Below are 16,284 nucleotides of genomic sequence, written 5' to 3'. Positions count from 1 at the left end.
ACGTTAACAAAGTCACGCGGAAAGTCAGATGCCTGCCGGTAGTGCATTTGCTATAGTAGGGCACTTTTTTTAATTCCATCACGGATGTCGTAGTTCAGACCATGAATACCATTTCTTCCGCTCGTATCATGAAGCGCCTGGCGCTCACCACGGCTCTTTGCACAGCCTTTATCTCTGCTGCACATGCCGATGACCTGAATATCAAAACTATGATCCCGGGTGTACCGCAGATCGACGCGGAGTCCTACATCCTGATCGACTATAACTCCGGCAAAGTTCTCGCCGAGCAAAATGCAGATGTCCGCCGCGATCCTGCCAGTCTGACCAAAATGATGACCAGCTACGTTATCGGCCAGGCAATGAAAGCGGGTAAATTTAAAGAAACTGATTTAGTGACCATCGGTAATGACGCCTGGGCTACCGGTAACCCGGTGTTTAAAGGTTCTTCGCTGATGTTCCTCAAACCTGGTATGCAAGTACCGGTTTCACAGCTTATCCGTGGTATTAACCTGCAATCCGGTAACGATGCTTGTGTTGCTATGGCAGACTTTGCCGCCGGTAGTCAGGATGCTTTTGTTGGCCTGATGAACAGCTACGTTAACGCGCTGGGTCTGAAAAATACCCACTTCCAGACCGTGCACGGTCTCGACGCTGACGGCCAGTACAGCTCTGCACGTGATATGGCGCTGATCGGCCAGGCGCTGATTCGTGACGTGCCAAATGAATACTCTATCTATAAAGAGAAAGAGTTCACCTTTAACGGCATTCGTCAGCTCAACCGTAACGGCCTGCTGTGGGATAACAGCCTGAATGTCGACGGTATCAAAACCGGCCATACTGACAAGGCAGGTTACAACCTTGTTGCTTCCGCGACAGAGGGTCAGATGCGTCTGATCTCCGCAGTCATGGGCGGACGTACTTTCAAAGGCCGTGAAGCTGAAAGTAAAAAACTGCTGACCTGGGGCTTCCGTTTCTTCGAAACCGTTAACCCGCTGAAAGTAGGCAAAGAGTTCGCCTCTGAACCAGTATGGTTTGGTGATTCTGACCGTGCTTCGTTAGGTGTTGATAAAGACGTTTACCTGACCATTCCACGTGGCCGCATGAAAGACCTGAAAGCCAGCTACGTGCTGAACAACAGTGAGCTTCATGCGCCGCTGCAAAAGAATCAGGTCGTTGGTACTATTAACTTCCAGCTTGACGGCAAAACCATTGAGCAACGTCCGCTGGTGGTGTTGCAGGAAATCCCGGAAGGTAACTTCTTCGGAAAAATCATTGATTACATTAAATTAATGTTTCATCACTGGTTTGGTTGAAAATTGAACACTTGAAAGTGTAATTTCCGCCCCCATATACTAAGCATCAGTAAAAACTCCCGCCCTCTGGCGGGAGTTGCTATTTAATTACGTTACGCCGGAGCTGACATGAAAACCAAACTTAACGAACTGCTTGAATTCCCTACTCCTTTTACCTACAAAGTAATGGGGCAGGCGTTACCTGAGCTGGTTGATCAGGTGGTTGAAGTGGTACAGCGCCATGCGCCAGGTGACTACACCCCAACGGTAAAACCAAGCAGCAAAGGCAACTACCACTCGGTATCTATCACTATCAACGCCACTCATATCGAGCAGGTTGAAACACTGTATGAAGAACTGGGCAAAATCGATATTGTCCGCATGGTTCTGTAACTCGCTTTACCATTACCCGGCCTCCTGGTCGGGTAACTCCCCTCCCTCCTCTGTGATATACTTTTTCTCCACTTTTACTCATTCTCCACGGAGATGCCGTTTTGTATCAGGATAAAATTCTTGTCCGCCAGCTCGGTCTTCAGCCTTACGAGCCAATTTCCCAGGCTATGCATGAATTCACCGATACCCGCGATGAAAATACCCTTGATGAGATCTGGCTGGTCGAGCACTATCCGGTATTCACTCAGGGACAAGCAGGAAAAGCGGAGCATATCTTAATGCCGGGCGATATTCCGGTGATCCAGAGCGACCGTGGCGGTCAGGTGACTTATCACGGCCCAGGTCAGCAGGTAATGTACGTTCTGTTTAATCTTAAACGCCGCAAACTGGGTGTGCGTGAGCTGGTGACCTTACTCGAACAAACGGTAGTGAATACCCTGGCTGAACTGGATATTGATGCACATCCTCGTGCCGATGCTCCGGGTGTCTATGTCGGGGAAAAGAAAATTTGCTCGCTCGGCTTACGTATTCGTCGTGGTTGTTCATTCCACGGCCTGGCATTAAACGTCAATATGGATCTTTCGCCATTTTTACGCATTAACCCTTGTGGTTATGCGGGAATGGAAATGGATAAAATATCGCAATGGAGACCTGATGCGACAACCGATAATGTTGCACCACGGTTGCTGAGAAATATTTTAGCACTGCTTAATAATCCTGCCGTAGAATATATACCTGCTTAACGACGCTCATAAATGACCCAACTTGCACTGGGTCATTACTCATGCCCACATTTATGTCCTCTTTAACCGTTGCTGGCCTCTGGAGAGATAGCTCTTTTCAGCATTAAATGAGGAGCAAATGGATTTTGCTGCCTATTACAACAAATTCATCCGGCGTGCCCCAGACTTCATGAATGATTGGTGTTACCGATAACGCCATTTGAAAAAATTATTGTTACAGCCAGATCACAGAGATAAACGACAAAATGGCACAAACCAACAACAATTTTACATTTTCACGACCGCTTTGGCTGCTTTCTGGACCGTTTCAATGATATACTGCCAGTCGTTAATTCAAAAATAGTTGATAATTACAACAATCTATTGAGTTGAACGCTTTCCTTCGTAATTCGCAACTGGAACACGCACGCTATGAGTAAACCCATTGTGATGGAACGCGGTGTTAAATACCGCGATGCCGATAAGATGGCCCTTATCCCGGTTAAAAACGTGGCAACAGAGCGCGAAGCCCTGCTGCGCAAGCCGGAATGGATGAAAATCAAGCTTCCAGCAGACTCTACACGTATCCAGGGCATCAAAGCCGCAATGCGCAAAAATGGCCTGCATTCTGTCTGCGAGGAAGCCTCCTGCCCTAACCTGGCAGAATGCTTCAACCACGGTACAGCAACGTTTATGATCCTCGGCGCTATTTGTACCCGCCGTTGTCCGTTCTGTGACGTTGCCCACGGTCGCCCGGTAGCTCCGGATGCCAATGAGCCGGTGAAACTGGCACAGACCATTGCTGATATGGCGCTGCGTTATGTGGTTATCACCTCCGTTGACCGTGATGACCTGCGCGATGGCGGTGCCCAGCACTTTGCGGATTGCATTACAGCCATTCGGGAAAAAAGCCCGGAAATCAAAATTGAAACTCTGGTGCCGGATTTCCGTGGTCGTATGGATCGCGCGCTGGATATTCTGACCGCCACGCCGCCAGACGTGTTCAACCACAACCTGGAAAACGTGCCACGTATTTACCGTCAGGTACGTCCGGGCGCGGATTACAACTGGTCGCTGAAACTATTAGAACGCTTTAAAGAAGCTCATCCGGAAATCCCGACCAAATCTGGTTTAATGGTGGGTCTGGGCGAAACCAATGAAGAAATTATTGAAGTGATGCGCGATCTGCGTCGTCATGGTGTGACCATGTTAACGCTGGGGCAATATTTGCAGCCAAGCCGTCATCACCTGCCGGTTCAACGTTACGTTAGCCCGGATGAGTTCGACGAAATGAAAGCCGAGGCACTGGCGATGGGCTTTACCCATGCTGCATGTGGCCCGTTTGTCCGTTCTTCCTACCACGCCGATTTGCAGGCGAAAGGGATGGAAGTTAAGTAATCCTGTAATAATTACTTACATCTGTCTGATAAAAACCCGCTATCTGAAGCGGGTTTTTTTTATCGAACAAGATATTGAGGGAGCGTCCTGCTCGCCACGTCACTCTTTATGAGAGAGCTTTTCAGCCTGAAGATCAACGTCTGCGCCTTTCTTCGCCGCAGCATCGTCATCATTCATCGCTTTCTTGAATCCTTTGATAGCCGCTCCAAGGTCTCCGCCCAGCGTACGTAACTTCTTAGTCCCAAACAGCAGAACGACCAGTGCCGCAACTACCAGCAGTTTGGTAATACTAATCTCACCCATAGATACCTTCTTGACATAAAACCGGCAACAGAACGCGCCTTAAAAACCAGAGAATATTAACGGTCATTCGACGCGCGCACACAATAGCAATCTGTAACAAGGTGAATCAAGCGCCGAATAAAAAAACATCATAATAATTGCGGTGGCGCAAACCGTCGGTTGTTTAAGACGGGGAGTTGTGCACGTACCTGACGCACGCGTTCAGGTGTCACTTCCGCCATGATTAAGGCCGGCATTTCTGCCGCCGCCGCAATAGTGACGCCAAAGGGATCTATAATCCGGCTTTGCCCGATATTTTTGTTCCCGCACTCCCCTGCCGCCACCATATAACAGGTGGTATCCAGAGCACGAGCGGCAAGCAACGTTGACCAGTGATGCTCTTTGAGCGGTCCGCGAACCCAGGCTGCCGGAAGGACCAGGATTTCTGCTCCCTGTATGGCCTGTGCCAACGCCAGCTCCGGAAAGCGTAAGTCATAGCAGGTCATCAGCCCAACTTTCATGCCTTCGACCTCCAGTAACGGGGCTATTTCATTACCCGCATCAACATGACGCGACTCCTGAATGGAGAACGCATCATAAAGATGCAGTTTGGCATAACGAGCGACAATTTTTCCCGCCTGAAGAGCCACCAGCATATTCCATGCGCGCCCCGGCGCAGAGGGAACATGAATCGTCAGAATTGTCGTCATCATGTTACGTTTACTTTCCCGCAATAAACGCCCGATAAATTGGCCTTCCAGCAGCTGCGCTGATTTAACAGATAGATCCGGATCATGATCGTCTCGCGCCAGCAAGGCTTCCGGCAGAACAAACAACGAGACGTCGTTTTCCGCCGCCTGCGCCATCAACGAGGCGCAAATTTCAGCGTTCTTTTCCCACACGGATGTAACAGCAAACTGTCCTGCGGCAACCAGCATTACCACCTCCTGTTAGAGTCGTAAAATTCGCCAACGACGATTATTCGGCGTTACACTTATCACTCATACAAATCAAATAGCAGGATTTTGCAGTGTTACAACTCCTTTTAGCAGTTTTTATTGGCGGTGGTACGGGAAGCGTGGCGAGATGGCTGTTAAGTATGCGATTTAACCCGCTGCATCAGGCGATTCCTTTGGGAACACTGGCAGCAAACCTGATCGGCGCATTCATCATAGGTATGGGATTTGCCTGGTTCAGTCGGATGACGAACATTGATCCAGTGTGGAAAGTGTTAATCACCACCGGATTTTGTGGCGGGTTGACAACCTTCTCAACATTTTCAGCAGAAGTGGTGTTTTTATTGCAGGAAGGGCGTTTTGGCTGGGCATTACTGAACGTCTTCGTAAACCTGTTAGGTTCTTTTGCCATGACAGCACTGGCTTTCTGGTTGTTTTCAGCATCAACTGCACACTAAAGACCAAAAAAAACCCGCTGATTAAGCGGGTTTTGAATTCTTGCTGACGTATCTTACAGAGCGATTACGTTTGCAGCAGAAGGGCCTTTGGCACCGTTAGTGATTTCGAACTCTACGCGCTGACCTTCAGCAAGAGTTTTAAAACCATTAGTCTGGATTGCAGAGAAGTGTACGAACACATCTTTGCTGCCGTCTTCCGGAGTAATGAAACCGAATCCTTTGGACTCATTAAACCACTTAACGTTACCTTTAATCTTAGACATCAAAATTACCTTTACATGAAAAATAGACACAAATGCTGTGTCGGTTACCAGTACACCAATTGTGGTACGCTTTGTCCAGTGCAACTTTGCTAAAAAGTGATAAAAGTCGCGTTATTTTTGGTGATACTTGCCTTACACTATGATTTTTAAGGGTTTTGCAAAAACATAACTTGTCTAAAACTGAAACCGCATCCAGGCAAAGTAAACATTGCCATTGTCGCAGGTGCCAGGAATACAGGTCATCTGAAAAGTAGCCAGCCCATAGCCTACAGAAACCAATGGCAGTAACACCGGGACAGGTATGTCATTCCCATTAGCACGCGCCGTTACGTACAAACCGTACCCGTTACCTTTCTCATCTCAACGCAACTGAGCCAAACCGCTACCCCACGATTTTTCGTTATAGCGATCGTTTTTTCTTTGTCGTAAGCGAAAAGTGAATGCCGGGTGATGGCGGGAATATACAATTCATAATGTTCTGGCTGCTGCCAGGTTTTACCGAGACTCTATATAAATATGGTAATCCATAGCTCCGTGCCAGCAGAAACTTCGTCAACACGGATTAGCGCAATAAAAACAAGAGGAATTACGGCAATACATTTACTTGCGCCCATTAGTGACCATAAAATATTTATCAGAAATCCACTATCAGCATTGCTAAACTAAAATAAGCAAACCTTAATTACTCCAACCTAAAGAACAAACTTAATATTTAATAGCGTTATAAAAGAAAATATCATCAAGTTATTCCGGAGACTTAATCGGTATTTTTCTTTCATATAGCCGCTTAATCAAAAAATTTCGTCCCGACACGTTTCGAAACTGACAACAAAAAATCTTATTTTTTAACCACATGCAATAATAACCCAGCAAGCCAATATCCATTACACTACCAGCACGCGTATAAAGAAAATCATTTTCTACGTAAAAAACAATCCTCCACCAAAACAATTAACAAAACCGCATCAATTACTTATCAATTAGCACACATAATCATATTAATAAATACCGGTCATAAAAATGCATTTTGTTATTCAGGTATAAAAAACAAAAACACCAATGTCTTAATGGTAGCTTTTCTTGATTTTAATCAGCATTCGACACCCATTTATTCGGCATATTTTCTCTTTAGCCTTAGGAATTTGTTATTATTTATCTTGGAGTCTGGAACAGGAAAAATTATGCTGACATTCATTGAGCTCCTTATTGGAGTTATGGTTATTGTGGGTGTAGCTCGCTACATCATTAAAGGGTATTCCGCCACCGGGGTATTATTTGCAGGTGGTCTGTTATTGCTGATTATCAGTGCCATTATGGGGCACAAAGTTTTACCTGCCAGCCAGACTTCAACGGGCTACAGTGCCACGGATATCGTTGAATACATTAAAATATTGCTGATGAGTCGCGGTGGCGATCTTGGCATGATGATTATGATGCTGTGTGGTTTTGCCGCTTATATGACCCATATCGGCGCAAATGATATGGTCGTCAAGCTGGCGTCAAAACCGCTGCAGTACATAAATTCCCCTTACCTGCTGATGATTGCCGCCTATTTTGTTGCCTGCCTGATGTCACTGGCAGTTTCCTCCGCAACGGGCCTGGGCGTTTTACTGATGGCAACGTTGTTCCCGGTCATGGTGAACGTGGGTATTAGTCGCGGCGCGGCAGCTGCCATTTGCGCCTCACCGGCGGCGATTATTCTCGCACCAACTTCCGGTGATGTGGTGCTGGCGGCGCAGGCTTCCGAAATGCCGTTAATTGACTTCGCCTTCAAAACGACGCTGCCTATCTCAATTGCCGCAATTATCGGCATGGCGATTGCCCATTTTTTCTGGCAGCGTTATCTGGATAAAAAAGAGCACATCTCTCATGAAATGTTAGATGTCAGCGAAATCACTACCACCGCTCCCGCGTTTTACGCCATTCTGCCGTTCACACCGATCATTGGCGTGCTATTTTTTGACGGCAAATGGGGTCCGCAATTACACATCATCACCATTCTGGTGATATGTATGCTGATTGCCTCCGTTCTGGAATTTATTCGCAGCTTTAATACTCAAAAAGTCTTTTCTGGCCTCGAAGTGGCTTATCGCGGCATGGCTGATGCCTTCGCTAACGTGGTAATGCTATTAGTTGCGGCAGGGGTTTTTGCTCAGGGTCTTAGCACCATTGGCTTTATCCAAAGCCTGATCTCAATCGCTACCTCGTTTGGTTCAGCGAGCATTATCCTCATGCTGGTGCTGGTTATCCTGACGATGCTGGCGGCGGTGACTACGGGTTCCGGCAATGCGCCATTCTATGCATTCGTTGAGATGATCCCGAAACTGGCGCACTCTTCTGGTATTAACCCGGCATACCTGACTATTCCAATGCTACAGGCGTCAAACCTGGGTCGTACGATTTCGCCTGTCTCTGGCGTGGTGGTTGCGGTTGCCGGGATGGCAAAAATTTCACCTTTTGAAGTGGTTAAACGCACCTCGGTGCCGGTGCTTGTTGGGCTGGTGATTGTCATCGTGGCTACAGAGTTGATTGTACCCGGTACAGCCGCCGCAGTTACAGGTAAGTAATTCTCCTTGCCGGAGGCGTGCTTCCTCCGGCACTCTCTTCAGCCACTGTGGTAAATGCGCTGCGGCCTGCCAACTTTGCCGTGAACAATTTCAGCAATAATAAGATGGCGGCTGGCGCAATATTCAAGATAACGTCTGGCGGTAGTGCGACTGATGGTCAATGCCTGCGCTACCGTCTCCGCCGTATGTTGCACACCTGGCTCTTTGAAAAGTTTCCGCACTGCGTTAAGTGTCAACGCATCAATACCAGTCGGAAGATCGTCCTTCGGTTCGCCACGCGCATAAGCGTTAAACATCTCATCAATTTGCTTCTGACTGGCACTATCAATGCTTTCCAGCATATGTTTACGCTGGCGAAAACGGGTCAACGTCTGTCCCAGACGCTCATAAGCAATTGGTTTTATCAGATAATCAAACACACCACAGCGTACTGCTTCAGACACCGTTTCCATATCGCTGGCAGCAGTAGTAAACACCACGTCACCAGGATAATGCGCCTGCACCAGTTCATGCAGTAAATTAATTCCCCTACCGTCAGGGAGATAGTTATCCAGCAAGATAAGCCCCGGCTTAAAACGCTCGATCATCATTCGGGCCTGCGCCAGGTTTCCCGCCAGCAATATCTGACTGAATCCGGGAATGTGACGAATATATTCCGCATGCATCTCTGCCAGCGGCGTTTCGTCCTCAACGATCAATAGAGTTAATGGAGCTGTCATTAGGTTTCACTTTCGGAATATAGATTGAAAATAAAGTACCGCAGGGGTCATTCTCTTCAAGAGTGATAACTCCACCGCAGCGCGTTACATAGCTGGCAATAAGATACAACCCAATGCCATGCTCACCGGGTTCATCAGCACGCGTACTGACGCCCTGCTCAAATATTTTGTCGCGCAGAGCCTCTGGGACGCCGCAACCCTGATCGGCGACTTCAATCACCACATCAGCGCCTTCATCACTCAAATATAATTCGACGATCTTATTCCCTTCATCGCTGCGCAAACTGGCTTCGAAGGCGTTATCGAGTAAGTTGCCCACAATCGCCGCAAACTCAGTGCTGTCCAGCCCTGGCGGCAGTTGAGAAAGCTGGCTACCGGGGACGATTGTCATTTTTAGCCCCAGTTCGCGGGCGCGCTGTACTTTACCAAACAACAGCCCCGCCACCTGGCGATCGGCAAAGGCTTCGCGCAGGCTGTCAATAAGCTGTTGCTGAGCCTGAGACTCCCCCTGAACCATCGCCAGCACGCGATCATACTCTTTCATCTGCAACAGACCATTGAGCGTAGACATCCAATTGAGATGTTCATGACGCAATGTGCGCAGGCTTTCAACGTATTGTTTAATTTGCGTCAGTTGTGCGTTAAGGGTGGAAATTTCGTCTTTACTACGAAAGCTGATAATTGCCCCCAGCAAATCATCACCAGAACGAATAGCCTCCCGATTAGCAATGACGCTCAGGCCGTTAAAATTTGTCACCACATCCTGGCGTTTTTCATCAATCTGCTCGGTGAAGAAATCGGCGGGTCTGACCACTTCTGCAATGGGTCTGCCCAGCCACTGCCGCCCCGGGGAACTCAGTCCCAGCATTTTTCTTGCGTTACGGTTGATGGCGGTTATGTCACCGTGCGGGTCTACTGCAATCAGCCCTTCATAAACCGAACTAAACAGCGCCTCCTGCTGACGAACAACGCGCGCAATTTGCTTCGGTTCCATCCCCATCATCTGGCGGCGGATATGTGCGGCTAAGAACCACGACAACAGCATCAGAATACCCAGCAGCACGACAAATACGCCGGCCATTGGTAATAAAAATTCGGCGCGCCAGCTATCGATTTTACTGACAAGGTAACCCACCGACACCACGCCGATGACTTTGCCATCATCATCAAAGATTGGTGTTTTGGCACGCATCGCCATACCAATTGACCCTTTCCCGGTGATGAAGTAGCTCTCCCCTTTCTCCAGCGCGCCGGGTTTGGTGAACTGCATGGGATAACCAATTTTCTCGGGATTAGGATGGTAAAGACGGATCGAGTTGCGGTCACCTATCACCACGTAGTCGAAATCAGTATCTCTTTGCAATTTATTGGCGATGGTCGCCAGCCGTTTGTAATTACGCGTTTTAACTGCCGTGATGATGCTGTCATTGGAGGCAATAATTTTCGCCTGATTCATTGCCATATCGCGCACATGAAGCGTTAAATAGTCCTCAAAACTGGCCGTGAAATATTGTGCCAGTGCTGCGATGACAAATATTGAGAACACCAGAATCAGCAGGAAGATACGCAACGGAAATGCCAGTCGTTCGAAAAAAGCAAACTGTTTATTCTCATTAAACTGCAACATTGTTTTCCTTGCGGGGTAAACCCTGTCTTTTGGTGAATGTAATTAAAATGTTGAATCTCGATATATAAAAATCAAATATAATCGTGGCAAAATTCATTCATTAAATCAATTAAATAACTTAAAACCACGCACTAATTCGCAATTACATTAATTAAAAAACTTAAAACCATTAAATAAATAAAAAACCACTAACTCTATGTGAAATAAATCAAAATTTCACGCCGCAATACTCCTTAGGATGTATGGCAAAAGGAGAAACAGATATACCTCGCTCGCTGCCCTTTCTCCCAACTGAAAATAAAAGGTTATCAGTTTGCAACACTGAATAACATTCATTGCAAATTGATAACAACACATACCTTCAGGATATGACTTATTATGTTCGGCAATGATATTTTCACCCGGGTAAAACGTTCAGAAAATAAAAAAATGGCAGAAATTGCCCAATTTCTGCATGACAATGATTTGAGCGTTGACACAACAGTCGAAGTATTTATTACCGTAACTCGCAATGAAAAGCTTATCGCTTGCGGTGGAATCGCCGGAAATATTATTAAGTGCGTCGCTATCAGCGAATCTGTTCGCGGTGAAGGACTGGCGCTGACATTAGCCACTGAACTGATAAACCTCGCCTATGAACGACACAGCACGCATCTGTTTATTTATACCAAAACCGAATACGAGGCGCTGTTCCGCCAGTGCGGTTTTTACACGCTGACCAGCGTACCTGGCGTGATGGTGTTGATGGAAAACAGTGCCACACGTCTGAAACGCTATGCCGAGTCACTAAAAAAATTTCGTCATGAAGGGAACAAAATTGGCTGCATTGTGATGAACGCCAATCCCTTTACTAACGGTCACCGTTATCTGATTCAACAGGCAGCGGCACAGTGTGACTGCCTGCATCTGTTTTTAGTCAAAGAAGATTCTTCGCGCTTTCCCTATGAAGACCGGCTGGATCTGGTATTGAAAGGCACCGCCGATATTCCGCGCCTGACCGTGCATCGCGGCTCCGAATACATCATCTCCCGCGCCACGTTCCCCTGCTACTTCATTAAAGAACAGAGCGTCATTAACCATTGTTACACCGAAATTGATCTGAAGATTTTCCGTCAGTACCTCGCTCCCGCACTGGGCGTTACCCATCGCTTTGTTGGTACTGAACCTTATTGCCGCGTGACCGCCCAGTACAACCAGGATATGCGCTACTGGCTGGAAACACCGACTATCTCCGCACCGCCCATTGAACTGGTTGAAATTGAGCGGCTGCGTTACCAGGAGATGCCGATATCCGCTTCCCGGGTACGCCAACTGCTGGTGAAAAACGATCTCACGGCTATCGCGCCGCTGGTTCCGGCAGCCACGCTGCATTACTTGCAGAATCTGCTTGAACACTCCCGCCAGGACGCGGCAGCTCGTCAAAAGACCCCCGCATGAGAAACAGGTGAAAAATGAAAATAAACCAGCCCGCCGTTGCAGGCACCCTTGAGTCTGGGGATGTGATGATACGCATCGCCCCGCTCGATACGCAGGATATCGACCTGCAAATCAACAGCAGCGTTGAGAAACAGTTTGGCGATGCGATTCGCACCACCATTCTGGACGTTCTCGCCCGCTATAACGTGCGCGGCGTACAGCTGAATGTCGATGACAAAGGCGCACTGGACTGCATTTTACGTGCACGACTGGAAGCCCTGCTGGCGCGCGCCAGCGGTATCCCGGCTCTGCCATGGGAGGATTGCCAATGATTTCCGCTTCGCTGCAACAACGTAAAACCCGCACCCGCCGCAGCATGTTGTTTGTGCCTGGCGCTAATGCCGCGATGGTCAGCAACTCTTTCATCTACCCGGCAGATGCCCTGATGTTTGACCTCGAAGACTCCGTGGCGCTGCGTGAAAAAGACACCGCTCGCCGCATGGTTTACCACGCACTGCAACATCCTCTGTATCGCGACATTGAAACCATTGTGCGTGTAAACGCACTGGATTCCGAATGGGGCGTTAACGACCTGGAAGCCGTCGTTCGTGGTGGCGCAGACGTTGTGCGTCTGCCGAAAACTGACACCGCTCAGGATGTGCTGGATATCGAAAAAGAGATCCTGCGTATTGAAAAAGCCTGTGGACGTGAACCGGGCAGCACCGGTTTGCTGGCGGCAATTGAATCTCCGCTGGGTATTACCCGTGCGGTAGAAATCGCTCACGCATCTGAACGTTTAATCGGTATCGCACTGGGTGCGGAAGACTACGTGCGCAACCTGCGTACAGAACGCTCACCGGAAGGTACGGAACTGCTGTTCGCTCGCTGCTCCATTTTGCAGGCCGCGCGCTCTGCCGGTATCCAGGCATTCGATACGGTCTATTCCGACGCTAACAATGAAGCCGGATTCCTGCAAGAAGCTGCACATATCAAACAGCTGGGCTTTGATGGCAAATCGCTGATCAACCCGCGTCAGATTGATCTTCTGCACAACCTCTACGCACCAACCCAGAAAGAAGTGGATCACGCACGCCGCGTCGTAGAAGCCGCTGAAGCCGCCGCTCGCGAAGGCCTCGGCGTGGTTTCCCTGAACGGCAAGATGGTTGACGGTCCGGTTATCGATCGTGCCCGTCTGGTGCTCTCCCGCGCAGAACTTTCCGGCATCCGCGAAGAATAAGGCAATCAAAATGACGCAGAAAATTGAACAATCTCAACGACAAGAACGGGTAGCGACCTGGAATCGTCGCGCTGAATGCGATCTTGCCGCTTTCCAGAACTCGCCAAAGCAAACCTACCAGGCTGAAAAAGCGCGCGATCGCAAACTGTGCGCCAACCTGGAAGACGCTATTCGTCGTTCTGGTTTAAAGGACGGCATGACCGTCTCCTTCCACCACGCTTTCCGTGGCGGTGACCTGACCGTCAATATGGTGATGGACGTCATCGCGAAGATGGGCTTTAAAAACCTGACACTGGCGTCCAGCTCTTTGAGCGACTGCCATGCGCCGCTGGTAGAACATATTCGTCAGGGCGTAGTAACCCGCATTTATACCTCTGGTCTGCGCGGCCCACTGGCGGAAGAAATTTCCCGTGGTCTGCTGGCTGAACCGGTACAAATCCACTCTCACGGTGGTCGTGTGCATCTGGTACAGAGCGGTGAACTGAATATCGACGTGGCTTTCCTCGGCGTCCCGTCCTGCGACGAATTTGGTAATGCCAACGGCTACACCGGTAAAGCCTGCTGCGGTTCTCTCGGCTATGCGATGGTCGATGCCGACAACGCAAAACAAGTCGTGATGCTCACCGAAGAACTGCTGCCTTATCCGCATAACCCGGCCAGTATTGAACAGGATCAGGTCGATCTGATCGTCAAAGTCGATCGCGTTGGTGATGCCGCAAAAATCGGCGCAGGCGCGACCCGTATGACCACTAACCCGCGCGAACTGCTGATTGCCCGCAGCGCAGCGGATGTGATTGTCAACTCCGGCTACTTCAAAGAAGGTTTTTCCATGCAGACCGGCACCGGCGGCGCTTCGCTGGCAGTCACCCGTTTCCTGGAAGACAAAATGCGTAGCCGCGATATTCGCGCCGACTTCGCCCTCGGCGGTATTACTGCAACGATGGTTGATCTGCATGAAAAAGGGCTGATCCGCAAACTGCTGGATGTGCAGAGCTTTGACAGCCACGCTGCGCAATCGCTGGCTCGTAACCCGAATCACATCGAAATCAGCGCCAACCAGTACGCCAACTGGGGTTCGAAAGGCGCATCGGTTGATCGTCTCGACGTGGTGGTACTGAGCGCGTTGGAAATTGATACCCAGTTCAACGTCAACGTGCTGACTGGCTCTGACGGCGTACTGCGTGGCGCTTCCGGCGGTCACTGCGATACTGCGATTGCATCCGCCCTTTCCATCATCGTCGCACCGCTGGTGCGCGGTCGTATTCCGACCCTGGTGGATAACGTGCTGACCTGCATCACCCCTGGCTCCAGCGTCGATATCCTGGTTACCGACCACGGTATCGCAGTTAACCCGGCACGTCCTGAACTGGCAGAGCGTCTGCAGGAGGCGGGCATTAAAGTGGTTTCCATTGAGTGGCTGCGCGAACGCGCGCGTCTGCTGACCGGTGAACCACAGCCGATTGAATTCACCGACCGCGTCGTTGCCGTCGTGCGTTACCGCGATGGCTCGGTGATTGATGTTGTACATCAGGTGAAGGAATAAGCCATGCACCTGCTCCCTGAACTCGCCAGCCACCATGCGGTTTCGATTCCCGAGTTGCTTATAAGCCGGGATGAAAGGCAAGCACGGCAACACGCCTGGCTCAAGCGCCATCCTGTTCCACTGGTCTCCTTTACCGTGGTTGCGCCTGGGCCGGTTAAAGACAGCGAGGTCACACGCCGGATTTTTAATCATGGCGTGACTGCCCTGCGTGCTTTAGCCGCAAAACAGGGCTGGCAAATTCAGGAGCAGGCTGCACTGGTTTCCGCCAGCGGGCCGGAGGGCATGTTGAGCATTGCCGCACCGGCTCGCGACCTCAAGCTCGCAACCATTGAGCTTGAGCATAGTCATGCTCTCGGGCGTTTGTGGGATATCGATGTCCTGACGCCCGAAGGCGAAATTCTCTCCCGCCGCGATTATTCGCTGCCGCCTCGCCGCTGCCTGTTATGCGAGCAAAGTGCGGCTGTTTGTGCGCGTGGAAAAACGCATCAACTGACCGATTTACTCAACCGTATGGAGGCGCTGCTGAACGATGTCGATGCCTGCAACGTCAACTAAAACCACAAAGCTTGCGACGTCATTAATCAATGACTATGCCCTTCTGGGCTGGCGCGCCATGCTGACTGAAGTCAATCTGTCACCGAAACCCGGTCTCGTGGATCGCATTAACTGCGGTGCGCACAAAGATATGTCGCTGGAGGATTTCCACCGTAGCGCGCTGGCGATTCAGGGCTGGTTACCACGTTTCATTGAATTTGGTGCCTGTAGTGCAGAAATGGCACCAGAATCGGTACTCAGCGGATTACGCCCAATTGGTATGGCCTGCGAAGGCGATATGTTCCGCGCTACCGCAGGTGTAAACACCCATAAAGGCAGTATTTTTTCTTTAGGGCTGATGTGTGCGGCAATTGGTCGTTTGCTTCAGCTCAACCAGCCGGTAACGCCCAAAACCGTTTGTGCGACGGCAGCCAGTTTTTGCCGTGGTCTGACCGATCGCGAACTGCGCACCAATAATCCACAACTGACGGCAGGCCAACGGTTATATCAGCAACTTGGCCTTACCGGTGCGCGCGGTGAAGCCGAAGCGGGCTACCCGCTGGTTATCAACCGCGCCCTCCCGCATTACCTCACTCTGCTGGATCAGGGGCTGGATCCTGAACTGGCATTGCTCGATACCTTGCTCCTACTGATGGCGATTAACGGCGATACCAACGTCGCATCGCGCGGTGGCGAAGGGGGCCTGCGCTGGCTACAGCGCGAGGCGCAAACATTATTGCAAAAAGGGGGCATCCGAACCCCCGCCGATCTCGATTATCTCCGGCAGTTCGACAGGGAGTGTATCGAACGAAATCTCAGTCCAGGCGGCAGCGCCGACCTGCTGATTCTTACCTGGTTTTTAGCACAGATTTAAAAA

The 16,284-nt window shown here is 49.8% G+C and carries 17 protein-coding genes and 2 pseudogenes; 12 read left to right on the top strand and 7 right to left on the bottom strand.

The genetic code is table 11. The features are described 5' to 3' along the window. Positions 1–101: 101 nt before the first annotated feature. From dacA to lipA, 4 genes are all read left to right on the top strand, one after another. The gene (dacA, locus tag C3D30_RS05505; RefSeq protein ID WP_105286573.1) at positions 102–1,313 is read left to right on the top strand and encodes a D-alanyl-D-alanine carboxypeptidase DacA; all 1,212 of its coding nucleotides are present in this window, start codon (positions 102–104) and stop codon (positions 1,311–1,313) included. A 108-nt stretch (positions 1,314–1,421) separates the two neighbouring features. Further along, positions 1,422–1,685 (top strand): DUF493 family protein YbeD, encoded by a 264-nt coding sequence (ybeD, locus tag C3D30_RS05500; protein WP_000850550.1) that lies wholly within the window; start codon positions 1,422–1,424, stop codon positions 1,683–1,685. A gap of 101 nt (positions 1,686–1,786) precedes the next feature. Further along, positions 1,787–2,428 (top strand): lipoyl(octanoyl) transferase LipB, encoded by a 642-nt coding sequence (gene lipB / locus C3D30_RS05495; RefSeq protein WP_105284729.1) that lies wholly within the window; start codon positions 1,787–1,789, stop codon positions 2,426–2,428. A gap of 411 nt (positions 2,429–2,839) precedes the next feature. Then, positions 2,840–3,805, top strand: a complete 966-nt coding sequence (gene lipA, locus C3D30_RS05485; protein WP_000042625.1) for a lipoyl synthase — start codon at positions 2,840–2,842, stop codon at positions 3,803–3,805. Positions 3,806–3,904: 99 nt separating this feature from the next. Here lipA and tatE read toward each other — a convergent pair whose 3' ends face one another. Next, complete coding sequence (gene tatE, locus C3D30_RS05480; RefSeq protein ID WP_000503931.1) at positions 3,905–4,108, bottom strand: twin-arginine translocase subunit TatE; 204 nt, start codon at positions 4,106–4,108, stop codon at positions 3,905–3,907. Between the two features lie 128 nt (positions 4,109–4,236). Then, positions 4,237–5,025 (bottom strand): deaminated glutathione amidase, encoded by a 789-nt coding sequence (locus C3D30_RS05475; RefSeq protein ID WP_010351627.1) that lies wholly within the window; start codon positions 5,023–5,025, stop codon positions 4,237–4,239. 92 nt (positions 5,026–5,117) lie between these two features. On the opposite strand from C3D30_RS05475, the gene crcB reads away from it, so the two are divergent. Further along, positions 5,118–5,501 carry a fluoride efflux transporter CrcB gene (crcB, locus tag C3D30_RS05470; RefSeq protein WP_000939738.1) on the top strand — a complete coding sequence of 128 codons (384 nt, stop codon included), beginning with the start codon at positions 5,118–5,120 and terminating at the stop codon, positions 5,499–5,501. A 53-nt stretch (positions 5,502–5,554) separates the two neighbouring features. On the opposite strand, the gene cspE is transcribed toward crcB, so the two are convergent. From cspE to pagP (C3D30_RS20810), 3 genes and pseudogenes are all read right to left on the bottom strand, one after another. Continuing rightward, complete coding sequence (gene cspE / locus C3D30_RS05465) at positions 5,555–5,764, bottom strand: transcription antiterminator/RNA stability regulator CspE (protein WP_000034825.1); 210 nt, start codon at positions 5,762–5,764, stop codon at positions 5,555–5,557. A 174-nt stretch (positions 5,765–5,938) separates the two neighbouring features. Then, positions 5,939–6,103 (bottom strand): annotated as a pseudogene (gene pagP, locus C3D30_RS20815) (lipid IV(A) palmitoyltransferase PagP); the annotation flags it as partial. A gap of 24 nt (positions 6,104–6,127) precedes the next feature. Beyond that, positions 6,128–6,258, bottom strand: a pseudogene (gene pagP / locus C3D30_RS20810) (lipid IV(A) palmitoyltransferase PagP); the annotation flags it as partial. 687 nt (positions 6,259–6,945) lie between these two features. Between pagP (C3D30_RS20810) and dcuC the strand changes: the two are divergent. Then, positions 6,946–8,331: an anaerobic C4-dicarboxylate transporter DcuC gene (gene dcuC / locus C3D30_RS05455; RefSeq protein WP_000955045.1), complete on the top strand. Its 1,386-nt coding sequence runs from the start codon at positions 6,946–6,948 to the stop codon at positions 8,329–8,331. Between the two features lie 38 nt (positions 8,332–8,369). Here the strand turns inward: dcuC and dpiA are convergent, their stop codons facing one another. Further along, positions 8,370–9,050: a two-component response regulator DpiA gene (gene dpiA, locus C3D30_RS05450; RefSeq protein WP_000126492.1), complete on the bottom strand. Its 681-nt coding sequence runs from the start codon at positions 9,048–9,050 to the stop codon at positions 8,370–8,372. Beyond that, positions 9,019–10,677, bottom strand: a complete 1,659-nt coding sequence (dpiB, locus tag C3D30_RS05445) for a sensor histidine kinase DpiB (RefSeq protein ID WP_016235164.1) — start codon at positions 10,675–10,677, stop codon at positions 9,019–9,021. The genes dpiA and dpiB overlap by 32 nt, the downstream gene beginning before the upstream one ends. A gap of 378 nt (positions 10,678–11,055) precedes the next feature. Between dpiB and citC the strand changes: the two genes are divergently transcribed. From citC to citG, 6 genes are read left to right on the top strand one after another with little or no spacing between them, the layout of a single operon-like run. After that, entirely contained in the window at positions 11,056–12,114 is a 1,059-nt protein-coding gene (gene citC, locus C3D30_RS05440) for a [citrate (pro-3S)-lyase] ligase (protein ID WP_000467677.1), read from the top strand. A gap of 14 nt (positions 12,115–12,128) precedes the next feature. Next, positions 12,129–12,425 (top strand): citrate lyase acyl carrier protein, encoded by a 297-nt coding sequence (citD, locus tag C3D30_RS05435; protein WP_000700703.1) that lies wholly within the window; start codon positions 12,129–12,131, stop codon positions 12,423–12,425. Further along, entirely contained in the window at positions 12,422–13,330 is a 909-nt protein-coding gene (citE, locus tag C3D30_RS05430) for a citrate (pro-3S)-lyase subunit beta (protein WP_000622357.1), read from the top strand. The genes citD and citE overlap by 4 nt, the downstream gene beginning before the upstream one ends. Positions 13,331–13,340: 10 nt before the next feature. After that, positions 13,341–14,873, top strand: a complete 1,533-nt coding sequence (gene citF / locus C3D30_RS05425; RefSeq protein ID WP_000192252.1) for a citrate lyase subunit alpha — start codon at positions 13,341–13,343, stop codon at positions 14,871–14,873. 3 nt (positions 14,874–14,876) lie between these two features. Then, on the top strand, positions 14,877–15,428 hold the full coding sequence (gene citX / locus C3D30_RS05420; protein WP_000550395.1) for a citrate lyase holo-[acyl-carrier protein] synthase: 552 nt from the start codon (positions 14,877–14,879) through the stop codon (positions 15,426–15,428). Then, entirely contained in the window at positions 15,403–16,281 is an 879-nt protein-coding gene (gene citG, locus C3D30_RS05415) for a triphosphoribosyl-dephospho-CoA synthase CitG (protein WP_000062486.1), read from the top strand. Before citX ends, citG begins: the two co-directional genes overlap by 26 nt. Positions 16,282–16,284: the final 3 nt, after the last annotated feature.

The sequence above is a fragment of the Escherichia sp. MOD1-EC5433 genome, from assembly GCF_002966005.1.
GTDB lineage: Bacteria > Pseudomonadota > Gammaproteobacteria > Enterobacterales > Enterobacteriaceae > Escherichia > Escherichia ruysiae.
The sequence above is the reverse complement of the archived record's forward strand: the minus strand, read 5'-3'. Positions and strand labels throughout refer to the sequence as shown.

Coding starts and splice junctions, on each gene's coding strand:
- dacA (WP_105286573.1), top strand. CDS start 102: ATGAATACCATTTCTTCCGCTCGTATCATGAAGCGCCTGGCGCTCACC.
- ybeD (WP_000850550.1), top strand. CDS start 1,422: ATGAAAACCAAACTTAACGAACTGCTTGAATTCCCTACTCCTTTTACC.
- lipA (WP_000042625.1), top strand. CDS start 2,840: ATGAGTAAACCCATTGTGATGGAACGCGGTGTTAAATACCGCGATGCC.
- tatE (WP_000503931.1), bottom strand. CDS start 4,108: ATGGGTGAGATTAGTATTACCAAACTGCTGGTAGTTGCGGCACTGGTC.
- C3D30_RS05475 (WP_010351627.1), bottom strand. CDS start 5,025: ATGCTGGTTGCCGCAGGACAGTTTGCTGTTACATCCGTGTGGGAAAAG.
- cspE (WP_000034825.1), bottom strand. CDS start 5,764: ATGTCTAAGATTAAAGGTAACGTTAAGTGGTTTAATGAGTCCAAAGGA.
- dcuC (WP_000955045.1), top strand. CDS start 6,946: ATGCTGACATTCATTGAGCTCCTTATTGGAGTTATGGTTATTGTGGGT.
- dpiA (WP_000126492.1), bottom strand. CDS start 9,050: ATGACAGCTCCATTAACTCTATTGATCGTTGAGGACGAAACGCCGCTG.
- dpiB (WP_016235164.1), bottom strand. CDS start 10,677: ATGTTGCAGTTTAATGAGAATAAACAGTTTGCTTTTTTCGAACGACTG.
- citC (WP_000467677.1), top strand. CDS start 11,056: ATGTTCGGCAATGATATTTTCACCCGGGTAAAACGTTCAGAAAATAAA.
- citD (WP_000700703.1), top strand. CDS start 12,129: ATGAAAATAAACCAGCCCGCCGTTGCAGGCACCCTTGAGTCTGGGGAT.
- citE (WP_000622357.1), top strand. CDS start 12,422: ATGATTTCCGCTTCGCTGCAACAACGTAAAACCCGCACCCGCCGCAGC.
- citF (WP_000192252.1), top strand. CDS start 13,341: ATGACGCAGAAAATTGAACAATCTCAACGACAAGAACGGGTAGCGACC.
- citX (WP_000550395.1), top strand. CDS start 14,877: ATGCACCTGCTCCCTGAACTCGCCAGCCACCATGCGGTTTCGATTCCC.
- citG (WP_000062486.1), top strand. CDS start 15,403: ATGTCGATGCCTGCAACGTCAACTAAAACCACAAAGCTTGCGACGTCA.